The organism is Amycolatopsis orientalis DSM 40040 = KCTC 9412 (assembly GCF_000478275.1).
GTDB classification, from domain to species: domain Bacteria; phylum Actinomycetota; class Actinomycetes; order Mycobacteriales; family Pseudonocardiaceae; genus Amycolatopsis; species Amycolatopsis orientalis.
Window position 1 is genome coordinate 140,291 of sequence record NZ_ASJB01000051.1, and the last position, 14,308, is coordinate 154,598.

General features: G+C 67.9%; 11 protein-coding genes. 6 read left to right on the forward strand and 5 right to left on the reverse strand.

What is annotated here, in order from left to right; genetic code table 11:
- Positions 1 to 120: 120 nt before the first annotated feature.
- The 4 genes from L324_RS17115 to L324_RS17130 all read right to left on the reverse strand — a co-directional run bounded on the left by L324_RS17115 (position 121) and on the right by L324_RS17130 (position 3,955).
- On the reverse strand, positions 121 to 786 hold the full coding sequence (locus L324_RS17115) for a DUF4276 family protein (RefSeq protein WP_037308819.1): 666 nt from the start codon (positions 784 to 786) through the stop codon (positions 121 to 123).
- Positions 779 to 1,906 carry an AAA family ATPase gene (locus tag L324_RS17120; protein ID WP_037308822.1) on the reverse strand — a complete coding sequence of 376 codons (1,128 nt, stop codon included), beginning with the start codon at positions 1,904 to 1,906 and terminating at the stop codon, positions 779 to 781. The genes L324_RS17115 and L324_RS17120 overlap by 8 nt, the downstream gene beginning before the upstream one ends.
- A gap of 127 nt (positions 1,907 to 2,033) precedes the next feature.
- Positions 2,034 to 2,888 (reverse strand): HpcH/HpaI aldolase/citrate lyase family protein, encoded by an 855-nt coding sequence (locus L324_RS17125; RefSeq protein WP_037308825.1) that lies wholly within the window; start codon positions 2,886 to 2,888, stop codon positions 2,034 to 2,036.
- On the reverse strand, positions 2,885 to 3,955 hold the full coding sequence (locus L324_RS17130) for an HpcH/HpaI aldolase/citrate lyase family protein (protein ID WP_037308828.1): 1,071 nt from the start codon (positions 3,953 to 3,955) through the stop codon (positions 2,885 to 2,887). Before L324_RS17130 ends, L324_RS17125 begins: the two co-directional genes overlap by 4 nt.
- Positions 3,956 to 4,072: 117 nt before the next feature.
- Between L324_RS17130 and L324_RS17135 the strand changes: the two genes are divergently transcribed.
- From L324_RS17135 to L324_RS17155, 5 genes are all read left to right on the forward strand, one after another.
- The gene (locus tag L324_RS17135) at positions 4,073 to 6,325 is read left to right on the forward strand and encodes a protein kinase domain-containing protein (RefSeq protein ID WP_037308830.1); all 2,253 of its coding nucleotides are present in this window, start codon (positions 4,073 to 4,075) and stop codon (positions 6,323 to 6,325) included.
- 11 nt (positions 6,326 to 6,336) lie between these two features.
- On the forward strand, positions 6,337 to 8,607 hold the full coding sequence (locus tag L324_RS17140; protein WP_235783555.1) for a serine/threonine-protein kinase: 2,271 nt from the start codon (positions 6,337 to 6,339) through the stop codon (positions 8,605 to 8,607).
- A gap of 353 nt (positions 8,608 to 8,960) precedes the next feature.
- Positions 8,961 to 9,611: a hypothetical protein gene (locus L324_RS17145; RefSeq protein WP_037308836.1), complete on the forward strand. Its 651-nt coding sequence runs from the start codon at positions 8,961 to 8,963 to the stop codon at positions 9,609 to 9,611.
- A gap of 19 nt (positions 9,612 to 9,630) precedes the next feature.
- Positions 9,631 to 10,281, forward strand: a complete 651-nt coding sequence (locus L324_RS17150; protein WP_037308839.1) for an NAD(P)H-binding protein — start codon at positions 9,631 to 9,633, stop codon at positions 10,279 to 10,281.
- Positions 10,282 to 10,342: 61 nt separating this feature from the next.
- Positions 10,343 to 11,290 (forward strand): ribose-phosphate diphosphokinase, encoded by a 948-nt coding sequence (locus L324_RS17155; RefSeq protein ID WP_037308842.1) that lies wholly within the window; start codon positions 10,343 to 10,345, stop codon positions 11,288 to 11,290.
- Here L324_RS17155 and L324_RS17160 read toward each other — a convergent pair.
- A complete protein-coding gene (locus tag L324_RS17160) occupies positions 11,287 to 12,591 on the reverse strand; it encodes a D-arabinono-1,4-lactone oxidase (RefSeq protein ID WP_037308844.1) in 1,305 nt (434 codons plus the stop codon). The two genes, L324_RS17155 and L324_RS17160, sit on opposite strands and share 4 nt — an antisense overlap.
- Before the next feature lie 92 nt (positions 12,592 to 12,683).
- On the opposite strand from L324_RS17160, the gene L324_RS17165 reads away from it, so the two are divergent.
- Complete coding sequence (locus L324_RS17165; protein ID WP_037308847.1) at positions 12,684 to 13,868, forward strand: amino acid deaminase/aldolase; 1,185 nt, start codon at positions 12,684 to 12,686, stop codon at positions 13,866 to 13,868.
- Positions 13,869 to 14,308: the final 440 nt, after the last annotated feature.

The following is a 14,308-nucleotide window of genomic DNA, read 5'->3' on the forward strand; positions in this document are numbered from 1 at the left end:
CTCCCCCGGTTTGGCCAGATGCAAGTGAAGCAAAACCTGGCCGTTCCGGCAACTGTTCTGTAGTCAGAAATGGGACCCGCATGCGCAGCGGCTGATGCCGGTCCCAGACTCAAGTGGCTGCTAGTCGATGGGGGCGCTGAGCTTCCCTAACCAGCCGGCGAAGTGCGGGCACTGGGCTTGAAGGCCTTCGATGCCCAGGTCGCCGATCGCCAGCGGCCCTTCGAGGGTTTTCACGTAACCAGGGCAGTATCGGGCCAGGCGCTTCGAAGGCGCGTTCTTCGGGTCGTCGTTGACGAGTTCCGGCCCACCGGCCGCGGCACAGTCCTGTTCGAGCCGCTCGGCGACCGCGGGATCGTCGCGAAGGAACGCGAGTTGGTTCCTTGCGGCGAACACCCAGGACTCCAGTTCGTGCTGGACGAGATGAGGCACGAAGCGGTGATCGCCCACCGCTGTTCGCAGCGCCTCTTCGACGTGCTCGACCTTGCCGGTGGCGCCACCGGCCGGACGAGTCGCCATCCCCGGCGCGTCGGAAGGAAAGCCGTAGTAGTCGAACAGTGTCGTCAGCACTGTCAGCCTTGGACTGGCTAGAAGTTCTTTGATCTCCCGGTACAGTTTCGGCCACGATGTGACGCCGCCACGGTAGGTGACGGACGACGTCTGAGTGCGGACCGTCGAGTAGGTGACGAACCAGCCCTGACGCTGAAGGTGCCCGGAAAGCAGGTCACGGACGACGGTCGCCTCGGTCTGGCCTTCCACCAACAGGTGCAGGCGCTTCTGATCAGGCATCGAGAACGCTGCCCAGCGATCCCGGCTGACCGCCGATGATGTTCTTCTCCCAGAGTTCGCCGAGTGAGTACTCGTCGAGCCAGGTTTCCAGCGCGACCTTGTTGGGCCGGGTGAAGACGGAGTCGCCGTTCCGCTGCTCGACGATGATCAGATCATCTGCGGAGAACTGGTTCATCAAGGTCACCGACTGGGTCGCGATCAAGACCTGACTGCGCGTTGAAGCGACCCGAAGCATGTCCGCGAGCTGGACGATGGCGAACGGGTGCAGACCGAGTTCCGGTTCGTCGAGCACGACGAGCGCGGGAAGTTCCGGCTGGAACAACAACGTGACCAGACAGACGAAACGCAGGGTTCCGTCGGACATCTGGTTCGCCGAGAAGACGGTTTCGGAATTCTGCCGCTGCCAGCGAAGCAAAATGCGGTCGGTGCTGTCCGGCTGGAGGACGAAGTCGCGGAAGAACGGGGCGACGAGGCGAATCGCGCCGACGATCCGGCGATACGCGACCTTGTCGGCCCGGTCTTCGCTGTCCCGGAGCCGCAGCAGCACCGCGGCGATGTTCCCCGCGTCCGCGCGCAACGCGAGGTTGTCCGCGGTCGGAGCCAGCCGTTTCACCGGAGCATCGACGCTCGTGTCGTGGAAGTGATAGACCCGGCAGCCTTGAAGCAGTTCGGTGATGTGCGAAGCCACCGAGTTGCTCCCGCGCTCTTCGACGACGTCGTTGAGGCGGCTTTCCCGATGTCCGCGTCCGATCGACCTCGTCCAGGGCTGTTCGTGGCCGGGGCCGTGGTACGAGATGACTTCGTCGTCGAAGATCAGTTCTTCGCCCGGTGCCGCCGCCAGATGGGCCTGGTAGCTGTTGGGCGGTGCCTCCAGTTTGAGGCTGATCCGCAGGGTGTCGGCGGCGTCGTTGATCAGCGCCGACGCACCGCCGTTGCGTCCCACGAACAGGTTCAGCAGATCTTCGCTGATCCTGCCCAACAGCTCGAAGGCCTGGACGAAGTTGCTCTTGCCCGCGCCGTTCGCGCCGATGAGCACGTTCATCGCGCCCAGTTCGACACGCGCCGAACGGATCGAGGTGAACCCCTCGATCTCGATCGACGTCAGCCGCTGTCGGGTCATGCGCACAGCTTAGGCAATCGTCTGCGAAAGTTGACGATTCACTCGTCCGGGCCCCTGACCACCCGCATTTCGTCCTCTGGAGACGGTACTTGCCCACGCAACGACCGCATCCAGAGGACCAAATGCGTCAGCGGCCGATCGCCTCGGCCAGCGTCAGGATCCGCCGCGCGTTCTCCACGTGCAGGTTCTCGATCATCCGCCCGTCCACGGTCACGACGCCCTGCCCGGCCGCCTGAGCCTCCTCGAACGCCGAGATGATCTTCCGCGACCGCTCGATCTCCTCGTCGGACGGCGCGAAGATCCGGTTGCACGGCTCCAGCTGGCTCGGGTGGATCAGCGTCTTGCCGTCGAAGCCGAACTGGCGTCCCTGCAGGCATTCCGCCTCGAAGCCCTCGATGTCCTTCACGTCGTTGTAGACGCCGTCGAGGATCGCCTTGCCGGTCGCGCGCGCGGCCAGCAGCGCCAGCGAAAGCCCGCCGAGCAGCGGCGCGCGGCCGGGGACGAACTCGGCGTGCAGTTCCTTCGCCAGGTCGTTCGTGCCCATGACCAGCACGGTCAGCCGCTCGGACGCCGCCGCGATCTCCTCGGCGTGCAGCATCGCGACCGGGGTTTCGACCATCGCCCAGATCTTCGTGTGGTCGGGGGCGCCGCCGAGTTCCAGCGCGCGCTCGATGTTGTGCACCTCGGCGGCGGAGTTCACCTTCGGCACCACGATCGCGGCCGGTCCGGCCTGCGCGGCGGCCCGGAGGTCGGCGTCGTGCCACTCCGTGTCGAGCCCGTTGACGCGGATGGTCACCTCGCGCGAGCCGTACTCCTTCGACGCCGCGGCCGCGCAAACGCGTTCACGTGCGGCTTCCTTCGCGTCGGGCGCGACGGCGTCTTCGAGGTCGAGGATGAGCCCGTCCGCGTCGAGCGCCTTGGCCTTTTCCAGCGCTCTTTCGTTCGCGCCGGGCATGTAGAGAACGGAACGCCGGGGGTTCATGCGGAAGTCTCCTTACTGGCCGCGTCGTACGCGGAGGCGAGTTCGGGGTCGTCGGCGGCGAGGGCGTCGGCGAGTTCGGCGACCACACGGCACTGCTTCACCGAGGCGTCGTCCTGCATCTTCCCGTCGATCATCACGGCGCCGGTGCCGTCACCCATCGCGGCGATCACGCGCCGCGCCCAGGCCACGTCCTCGGGGGACGGCGAAAACACCTTCTTGGCGATGTCGATCTGCACCGGGTGCAGGCTCCAGGCACCCACGCAGCCGAGCAGGAACGCGTTGCGGAACTGGTCTTCGCAGGCCACGACGTCGCGGATGTCGCCGAACGGCCCGTAGTACGGCAGGATCCCGTTCGCCGCGCAGGCGTCCACCATCCGCGCGACGGTGTAATGCCAGAGGTCCTGCTGATACGTCGTGCGTCCCTCGTTCAGGTCTTCACCGGTCGGGTCCGTGCGCACCAGGTAACCGGGATGCCCACCACCCACCCGGGTGGTCTTCATCCGGCGGCTGGCGGCGAGGTCGGCCGGGCCGAGCGAGATGCCCTGCATCCGGGGGCTCGCGCCGGCGATCTCCTCGACGTTCGCGACGCCGCTGGCCGTCTCCAGGATCGCGTGCACCAGCAGCGGTTTCGCCCACCCCGCCCGTGCTTCGAGCTGGGCGAGCAGCCTGTCGACGTAGTGGATGTCCTGCGCGCCTTCGACCTTCGGCACCATGATGACGTCGAGCTTGTCGCCGATCTCGGTGACCAGTGTGATCAGATCGTCGAGCACCCACGGCGAGTCGAGACTGTTGACGCGGGTCCACAGCTGCGTCTTGCCGAAGTCGTTCGCCTTCGCGATGGAGACGAGCCCGTTCCGCGCGGCCTCCTTGCGGTCGGCGCGCACCGCGTCCTCGAGGTTCCCGAGCAGGACGTCGACCTTCTTGGCAAGATCGGGGACCTTGGCGGCCATCTTCTCGTTGCTGGGGTCGAAGAAGTGGATCATCCGCGAAGGAGGCACGGGGATCTGGCGGAGCGGTTCCGGCGCCCCCACCGCGAGCGGGGCGAAGAAATCCTTCGGCGAACGCATCGTTCCTCCATCGCAACGGGCTAAGTGACCGACGAGTAACCCTAAACCCGGAAGGCGGGGAACCGCTGCGGCGCAGCTCACCTCCAAGGGGACACGATCGGGAATCGCGGAGGTGCTGTGGACGACTGGGCCTTGCCGGGTTTCACCGAGCTGGGATCACTGGGCGAGGGTGGTTTCGGACGTGTCGTGCTGGCGCGGCACGAGGAATCGGCCCAGGTCGTGGCCATCAAATACCTGTACACGAGGTTCGCGGCCGACCCTCAACGCCTGGCGGAATTCCGCCATGAGGCCCAGATCCTGAGCCGCGTTTCGGGTCCCCATATCGCCCGTCTGCACCAGTTCGTGGAGACCCCACAGGGTGCCGCCATCATCATGGAAGCCGTTCACGGAGTCTCCCTGAAAGAGATCCTGAGCCGCCAGGAGAAGCTCGAACCCGAAGCCGCCTTGGCCATCCTCAAGGGTTCGCTGCTCGGCCTCGCCGGCGCGCACGCCGCGGGCACCGTCCACCGCGACTACAAACCGGCCAACGTCCTGGTCACCCCGGAAGGACAAAGCAAACTCGTCGACTTCGGCATCGCCGTGCTCTCGGGGGAGACCGGCGTCGCCGCGGGCACGCCCGCGTACATGGCGCCCGAGCAGTGGGCGGGCGGCGTCGCCACGCCCGCCACCGACGTCTACGCCGCGACCTGCGTGTTCTTCCAGTGCGTCGCCGGACACCGGCCGTACGAGGCCGAACAGACCGAAGTGCTCCGCACGCTGCACGAATACGCGCCGATCCCGTTCGGCGAGGTCCCCGAACCGGTCCGCGACCTCATCGCGCGCGGTATGGCGAAGGACGTCGCCCAGCGGCCGTCGGGCGCGGCGGAGTTCGTCGTCGAACTGGAGTCGTCCGCACGGAAGGCGTACGGCGACGACTGGGAGCGCAACGGCTGGCACTGGCTCGCCAAGGGCGCCGGTGTCCTGGTCGCGCTGTCCCCGCTGGCCCTGCTCGGGGCCGGAACCGCCGCGGCGCCGGTCATCGCGGGCGGCGCGGCGGGCGGCGTCGCGGCGACCACGGGTGGCGGGATCGCGCTCGGGCTCAAGGTGACCGCCGCGGTCGCCGCCGTCACCGCGGCCGCGGTCGGCACGGTCGTGGTGATCAACGTCAACAGCGACGACCAGGCGTCGGCGCCACCACAGACCGCGACGGTCGCCGCGATGCAGGTCGACCTGCTCACCCGCACCGAGAAGCTCGACGGCTACGACTACAACGGCAAGTACGTCCGGATCAGCGGGCTGAAGGACAAGGCCGCCGAGGAGCGGGTCAACAAGGCGCTGATGGCGCCCATCGACGGCTGGCTCGAGAACTTCTGGCCCGACAGTTACCAGCCGCAGCGCGAACCCGACGGCGACATCCCGCACATGAAGACCGAGGCCGAGGTTCTCCGCCGAGACGACAAACTGCTCTCGGTCGTCTACAAGCGCTCGATCGACTCCATCCAGTTCGGAAACCACGGCGGGTTCAGCATCCGCCCGGTCGTCATCGACCTCACGAAGGGGGAGCAGATCTCCTCCGCGCATCTCTTCGACAACGTCGACGGCACCTCCTCGCGGATGCAGATGCTCGAAGACCGCCTCCTCGATTCGGCGAAGCCCGGCGACTGCCTCACCGGCTCCCGGAGCTCCACCGAGCATCTCCCGGCGACGTCGCTGTCGCAGCGCTACACCTTCGACTACGACTCCATCGTGCAGGCGGCGCCCGCCGCGAACGGGATGCGGTTCTACGTCTACGGCTCCGCACTCGGCTTTCCGCGCGCCTGCGATCCGACGGAGGTCACCACCGAATACGACCGTCTGCGCGACCTGATGAGCCCGACGGTCATGAACCTGCTCGGCCTCACGAACGGCGCCACGCAGGGCAAACGGACCAAAGAGGACAACGTCGGCGCGTTCACCATCACCACGCCGGAGAGCTGGTGGCTGCTCTCCAGCGCGCCCATCGAGCGCTATCTGGTGACCGCCGACCAGTGCACGAACACCGGGATGCAGCCGTTCCACTGCGCGGGCGTCCTGTTCAGCGACAACTCGCGGGTCGAGCCGGCCACTCCGGCGTACGAACCGGGCAAGCCCTACAACCGTTCGCTCGGTCCGCGGCCGTGTCTTTCCATCGGGGCGCCTAACGAAACGCAGGGTTCGCCCGTCTTACAGAAGAAGGAGCTCCGGCCGATCGGGACGAAACGGGCCGCCTACGAGGAATGGCGGCTCACCTGTTCCGGCGGCGGGACGGTCACCCAGCGGGTGTGGTTCCTGCCGAAGACGCAGCTCGTGATCGTCGACGAATGGAACACTCCGGGACTCGACAAGATTCTGGAAGAGGCACGGTGGCAGTGAACACTCAAGACGTGAGCGACGAGTGGAGACTGCCCGGCTTCACCGAGCTGGAGCAGCTCGGGACGGGCACCTTCGGCCGCGTGGTCCTGGCCCGTCAGGACAACACCGGCCATGTCGTCGCGATCAAGTACCTCTTCTCCCGCTTCGCCACGGACCCCGCGTACCTGGGCGCGTTCCGGCAGGAGGCGCTGGCGCTGCACCGGGTGTCGAGCCCGCACGTCGTCCGGCTGTACGAGTTCTTCGAGACGCCGCAGGGCGCGGCGATCGTGATGGAAGCGATCAACGGCGTCTCGTTGCGTTCGGTCCTGATGGCCGAAGGTGCTCTCGAACCCGAAGCCGCCCTGGCGGTACTGAAGGGCTCGCTACTCGGCCTGGCCGCGGCGCACTCGGTCAACGTCGTCCATCGGGACTACAAACCGGCCAACGTCCTCGTCGCCGACACCGGCGAGAGCAAATTGGTCGACTTCGGCACGGCCGTCCTGGCGGGCGAACGCGGCCCGTCCGTCGGCACGCCCGCGTACATGGCACCCGAGCAGTGGGCGGGCGGACAGGCCACGCCCGCCACCGACGTCTACGCCGCGACCTGCGTGTTCTTCCAGTGCGTCGCCGGACACCGGCCGTACCAGGCCGAGGACACCGAAGTACTCCGCACGCTGCACGAACACGCGCCGATCCCGTTCGGCGAGGCCCCGGAACCGGTGCACGAGATCGTCGCACTGGGGATGGCGAAGGATCCGTCGAAACGGCCCGCCGACGCGCTCACCTTCGTCGGCGAACTGGAACGCGTCGCCCGTGCGGGTTACGGCGATGACTGGGAGCGCAAGGGCTGGTCACGGCTCGCGAAGGCGACGGGCGTCCTCGCCGCGGTGACGCCGTTGGCCCTGCTCGGCGCCGGGACGGCGGCCGCGCCCGGTGTCGCCGCCGCCGGAACGGGTGCGGTGGCCGCGTCGACCGGCGGGATCGCGGCCGGGCTGAAGATCGCCATCGGTGTCGTCGCGGCGACGGCCGCGGTGGTCGGCTCGGTGGTCGTCTTCTCCGACGCGAGCACCCCGCCGCCGCAGGCGCCGCCGACCACCCAGCAGGCCGTCGCGCTCAAGGTCGCCATGAAGACGCGGACCGGGACCGTGCCCGGCACCGACCTCCCGTTCCGCGGGCAGTTCCCGGAGGTGACCGGTGGGCCCGACCAAGCCTGGTCGAAGCGGGTCAACGACGCGCTGACCGCGCCGATCGACGAATGGAACCGCGAGACCGGACCGGGTGCCGCGCGGCTGCGAGCCGAACACGGTGGCGGGCCGTACGCCCTCAACACCACCGCCGACGTGCGGATGCAGAACGAGCGCTACCTCTCCGTCCGCTACGAACACGGCCTCGACAACGCTCCGCACTCGACGTGGAACATGGGCCGCTCCGCCGTGCTGATCGACCTCAAGAGCGGGACCGCGGTCCCGTCCGCGGACCTGTTCCGCCCCGGGATGTTCACGGACCAGGGCATGCTGGCCCTCAGCGATCGTCTCTGGCCGGACCACGACCAGGGCTGCGCGCTCACCACCTGGACGCCGATCAAACCGGCCGACCTGGCCGGACCGGGGGAACGCAAGGTGTTCCCGACCTTCACCCCCGCCGAGGTCGAACTCACCATCAACTACAACCGCCTCGGTTTCGAGACCGCCTGCGGCGTCCAGACCATGAAACTGCCCTACGACAAACTGGCCGACCTGTTGAACCCCGAGCTCGTCGCGGGGCTGACCGGCGGCAAGACCGTCAAGGGCCCGTCGACGACGGCGCCCGCGCCGGGAGCCACCACCGACGTCAAGGTCGGCGCCCTGACCCTGCACCTGCCCGACGGCTGGACCGCCGTGTCGCAGGGACTGGAGAAGGTGATCGTCGGCGCGGGCTGCCCGGACCCGAAGAAGTACTTCAACTGCAAGTACTTCCTGGTCACGGACAACACCGAGCAGTCGGCCGAGCAACCGCCCTACCGGCCCGGCGGTTTCTACCGGCGCAGCGCGGGCGGCCGGGCGTGCAACGCCGCCGGCCGCAAGGACCTCCGCCAAGAGGGTGACGCCGTCCAGACGACTTCCGCCACCGCACCGGTGGGCGGGACGACGGCGACCTACGAGGAGTGGACGATCCAGTGTGTTCCTCGTGGACAGACGGGCGGAAGCGGCGACGCGCAGGTGACCCAACGGATCTGGTTCCTTGCGGACAGGCAAATCGTGGTGATGGACGAATGGCGCACCCCGGGCGTCGAAGAACTCCTCCGGACCGCGACCGTCTCCTGACCCTGACCTGCGATGGTCCACTGTGGAATGACTATTCACTGGGCTGAATGGACTAGTGCCCTACTTCGGTTGCCACGCCACTGTTCGGTGGCGGCCCGTTCATCCCTGTGACCGTTCGGAGACGCCGGGTAACACCACTTACCTCGCTCTCACTCGGTTGGCGGCACGGTCGGACTGAAGTCCGATGACCGCCTACCGACCGGTCACCGATCGCAAGGCGCCGCCGATCGCAGCCACTCCCGTTGTCCGGCGCCGCCGCCTTCCGGCCCTGTTAGACAGGTCATGTGCCGCTTCCACCGAGGTGGCACGGGGATGAAGAGCCTTAGGGAAACCAGGTTCGAAGGAGGCGGAACGTGGCGGCTACACCGAACATGGAGAGCTCGACGGTCGCCGGTGGCGCGAAGCGCAGCCGGTCACTGCCGAGCCGGGTGGTGCCGCCGATCGAACTGCCCGCGAGCGTCGAGGAGCTTTCGCGCAAGGCGGCGGCCCTGCTCGGCTGGAACGGCATCGTCTTGCCGGAGACCACCGTGCTCGGCCGCAAGATCTGCGTGGTCGCCCGGCTCCGCACCGACGTGCACGCGGAGCGCATCGCGATGGGCATGGGTCCCGTCGTCGATCGCGCCACCGTCGACACCTGGACATGGCCAGAGCTGGCCGCGACCGCACCCGCGCCGGCCGCCGAGATCATCGGCGTCCTCGCGGTCGCCCGGCACTGGCGCACCGCGATGGCCTCCGCGGTCCCGTTCGCACGCTACGGCGAGGCCGCGATGGTGCTCCCATCGCCAGCCGTACTGACCGAGGACTACGTCGGCAACTGCCTGCCGCGTGCCCGCGCCTATGGGCTCGCCATCGCCACCGCCGATCCCAACGGCGTCACCGACCTCGACCTCGAGGGCCACAACGAGCGCATGATCCTGGACGAGGACCCGGTCTCGCGCCTGGTCAACGAGATCGTCTACGACCAGCTGCTGCGCGGCACCGAGCTCCCTGCCGAAGTGGACTGAACCGGCTACTGTCGGTCCCATGCGGGTCGTCATTGCGGGTGGACACGGACAGATCGCCCTGAAACTGGAGAAACTCCTCGCCGCGCGCGGTGATCAGGCGGTGGGGATCGTGCGTAATCCCGATCACGTCGCCGATCTCGAGGCGGCCGGTGCCGAAGCCGTCGTCCTCGATCTGGAAAAGTCCGATGTGGACGCCGTGGCCAAGGTGCTCGACGGCGCCGACGCCGCGATCTTCGCGGCGGGCGCCGGGCCCGGCAGCGGTACGGCCCGTAAGGACACTGTGGACAGAGCCGCCGCGGAACTCTTCGCAGCGGCCGCGGAACAGGCCGGCACGCGGCGGCACATCCAGGTCGGCTCCATGGGGGCCGACAAATGGGAGACCGCGGACGTCCCGGACGATTTCCGGATCTACCTCAAGGCCAAGAAGGCCGCCGAGGACGATCTGCGCGCCCGCGATCTCGATTGGACGATCCTGCGGCCGGGGCAGCTCACCAACGACGAAGGCACCGGCAAGGTCCTGATCGCCGAAGCGACCGGGCGCGGGCCGATTCCGCGTCAGGACGTCGCCGCGATCCTCGTCGCGCTGCTCGACAACCCGTCGACGGCGGGCCGGGTCCTCGAAGCGATCTCGGGTGATACTGCTATCGATCAGGCCGTTTCCGCTCTGTGAAACCGCCGGTCGTGGCTAGTGTGTGGACGTAATCCGTCAGTTAAGTGAACGGAGTAGGTCCTTGCGCGAGGACATCGCGGTTTTCAGCGGTAGCGCACATCCCGAGCTCGCCGAAGAGATCTGTACTCATCTGGGCGTCCCGCTCCATCCCGTGCGGGTTCAGCGGTTCGCCAACGACTGCCTCGAAGTCCAGCTCCAGGCGAACTGCCGCGAGCGTGACGTCTTCCTGATCCAGCCGCTGGTGCGGCCGGTGCAGGAGCATCTCGTCGAACTGCTGCTGATGCTGGACGCCGCGCGGGGCGCGTCGGCGAAGCGGATCACCGTCGTCATGCCGCACTATTCGTACGCCCGCTCGGACAAGAAGGACGCGCCGCGGATCTCGATCGGCGGCCGTCTCGTCGCCGACCTGATGGCGACAGCCGGTGCCGATCGCGTCCTCGCGATGACGCTGCATTCGCCGCAGGTGCACGGATTCTTCAGTGTGCCTGTCGACCACCTGCACGCCTTGCAGGAACTGGCGAAGCACTTCCGGCAGTACGACCTCTCCGCGACCACCGTGGTCTCGCCGGATCTCGGCAACGCCAAGGAGGCCGCGCATTTCGCCCGGCTGCTCGGGGTTCAGGTCGCCGCCGGCGCGAAACAGCGTTTCGCCGACGACAGGGTCGAGATCAGCTCGGTGATCGGGGAGATCACCGGTCGCGACGTGATCGTCCTCGACGACGAGATCGCCAAGGGCAGCACGGTGCTCGAACTGCTCACCAAGCTGCGGGAACTGAAGCCGCGCTCGATCCGCGTCGCGTGCACGCACGGGCTGTTCTCCAGCGGCGCGCTCGAGCGGATCGGCAGCCAGCCGGACGTGCTGGAGGTCGTCTGCACGAACACGGTGCCGATCCCGCCGGAGGAGCAGAGCCCGAAGCTGCGGGTCCTGTCGATCGCGCCCGCGCTGGCGGAGGCGATGCGGCGGATCCACAACGGCGAGTCGGTCAGCGCGTTGTTCGAAACGGCCTAAACGGTGCCGAGAACCCGGTCGAGGTAGGTGTTCGCGAAGACCCCGGCCGGGTCCACCTCCTTGCGGATCCGCGTGAAGTCGTCGAACCGCGGATAACGCGAGCGGAGGATCGAGGAGTCGAGGTCGTGCATCTTGCCCCAGTGCGGGCGGCCGCCGACCTCGCCGACGATCGACGCGAACCCGGCGAAGTACTCGCGGTAGGGCATGCCGACGAACTGGTGGATCGCGATGTAGGCGGAGTCGCGGCCGTTCGCGGTGGAGAGCCAGATGTCGTCCGCGGCGGCGACCCGAACCTCGACCGGGAACGCGACCGGGTTCTCCAGCTTCGGTACCAGGGCACGGAGTTCGGCGAAGACGTCGAGCAGCGACTCGCGGGGGATCGCGAACTCCGACTCGACGAACCGCACCCCGCGATGGGTCACGAAGACGCGATGCGACAGGTCGCTGTACTCGCGGGCGGAGAGGATGTTCGAGGCGAACCTGCCGAGCGGCTGGACGAGTTTCGGCACGGCGCGGCCGAGGCGGCACAGCCCGCCGAACGCGAGGTTCTCGGTCAGCTCGTAGTCGACGAATTCCTTCAGCTTGGTCAGCGGGCGGCGCTCGCTGCCCGCCGGAAGCCGGTTGTTGCGCTTGACCAGGGCGTTCTTGCCGTAGGGGAACCAGTAGAACTCGAAGTGGTCGTTCTCGTCGGCGAACTGGTCGAAACCTTCGAGAACCTGTTCGAGGGGTTCCGGCCGTTCCTGCGCGGACAGCAGGAATGACGGTTCACACTGCAGGGTGACGGTGCTGATGACGCCGAGCGCGCCGAGGCCGACTCGCGCGGCGGCGAACAGGTCGGGGCGCTCATCCGCCGAACAGGTGACCACGGTGCCGTCGGCGAGGACGAGTTCGAGCCCCGCGATCTGCGTGGCGATGCCGCCGAGCCGGGCGCCGGTGCCGTGGGTGCCGGTGGAGATCGCGCCCGCGACGGTCTGCGCGTCGATGTCGCCGAGGTTGGTCATCGCCAGCCCCAGCGTGTCGAGTTCGGCGTTGAGCTGCTTGAGCGTGGTGCCCGAGCGGACCGTGACCAGGCCGTTCGCGACGTCGGCGGAGGCGATACCGGTCCAGCCGGTCAGGTCCATGGCGTCCGAGTTCGCCGCGGCGATCGCGGTGAACGAGTGGCCGCTGCCCAGTGGGCGCAGGCGCCGTCCGTCGGCGACCGTCCGGCCGATCGCGGTGGCGATCTCGTTCGTGTCGCGCGGCCGATGCACCCGCAGCGGCGACGCCGTCGCGGTGCCGGCCCAGTTGCTCCACCGTGTCATGCGCCCACCTAACCCGTGGTGTTCTTGTGAGTGCCGAAACAGTAAGTGAATAGTATTCGCGTTTCAAGCCCTTCTGTCGTACCTTAGTTCGGGTGACCAGTGCGACGGTGTACGACTTGGCGACGAAGGACCTGGATCCTCCGTTCGCGGTTGTCGACTTGGATGCTTTCGACGCGAACGGCGCCGACCTGCTGCGGCGGGCGGGCGGCAAACCGATCCGCGTGGTCAGCAAGTCGGTCCGTTGCCGGTACCTGCTCGACCGGGTGCTCGCGCGGCCCGGCTTCGAGGGCCTCATGTGCTACTCGCTCGCCGAAGCCGTCTGGCATGTCGAGCAGGGGACGACCGATGACATCGTCGTCGCCTACCCGACCGCCGACCACGGCGCGCTGCGACGGCTGGCGGCGAACGACCAGGCGCGGGCGGCGATCTCGATCATGGTCGACTCACCCGAACATCTCGATCTGGTCGACGCCGCGCTCGGCCGGGACCACCCCGAGATCCGGGTCTGTCTCGAACTCGACGCCTCGTGGCGGCCGTTGCCCGGGGTGCACGTCGGCACCAGGCGCTCACCGGTGTTCAGCCCGAGGCAGGCCGCGGATCTGGCGCGAACCATCTTGTCCCGCAAGGGTTTCCGGCTCGTCGGGATGATGGCGTACGAAGGCCAGATCGCCGGTCTCGGCGATGCCGCGGGCAGTGGCGTCAAGAACTCGATCGTCGGCTGGATGCAGCGGAAGTCCATTGTGGAAATCGCGAAGCGCCGCGCGGCCGCCGTGCGGGCGGTGCGGGCGCTGACGGAGCTGGAGTTCGTCAACGGCGGCGGCAGCGGCAGCGTCGAATCGACTGGCGCCGAAGCCGCCGTCACCGAAATCGCGGCGGGTTCCGGCCTCATCGGCCCCACCCTCTTCGACGGCTACGCGCACTTCTCGCCGCGACCGGCCGCGATGTTCGCGCTCCCCGTGGTCCGGCGCCCCGCGCCGAAGGTCGCGACGCTTTTCTCCGGCGGCTACATCGCTTCGGGCCCAGCGGAGGCTTCGCGACTCCCGACCCCGTACCTGCCCGAAGGCCTTTCGCTGCTCGGCTTCGAAGGCGCCGGCGAAGTCCAGACCCCCGTCTCCGGCGAAGCCGCCCGCCACCTGCGGCTCGGCGACCGCGTCTGGATGCGCCACGCGAAGGCGGGCGAACTCGCCGAACGCTTCACGCACTACCACGTCGTCATCGGCGACCGCGTCGATCGGACCGTCCCCACCTACCGAGGCGAACACCAAAACTTCGGCTGACCCCCGGGAACGCCCCAAAACCTCCACACCCGGGGTGTTCCGGTGATCAAGCTTCGCGAACGGATGCGAACCCGCGACGATGAAGGAATCGGGACACTCAACGTCCCAATTCCTTCATCGTCGCCCTGCAAGACGGACCCCTCGGTGCCCCCACCCATCCCTGGGGGGCGTGCCCTGCACCAGCGTATCGGGAGGGGGTGTCGGGAATCGGGTTTCGGGGGAGTGAGGGGCGCGGTTGTCCACAACTGTGGGTGGGTGTGGACAAGTTATGTGGATAACCGTGTAAAGCCAGGTCAGGGTGGGTGGCGGCGTGGCTTGTGGGGATTGTGTGACTGCTGGGGCAGGGGATCCGGGCGCCGGTGGACACGAATGGAGCAGGGGGATCCACCGGTGTCGCGAAGGCTCCCTTTGCGACGCTCAACGTCGCAAAGGGGGCCTTC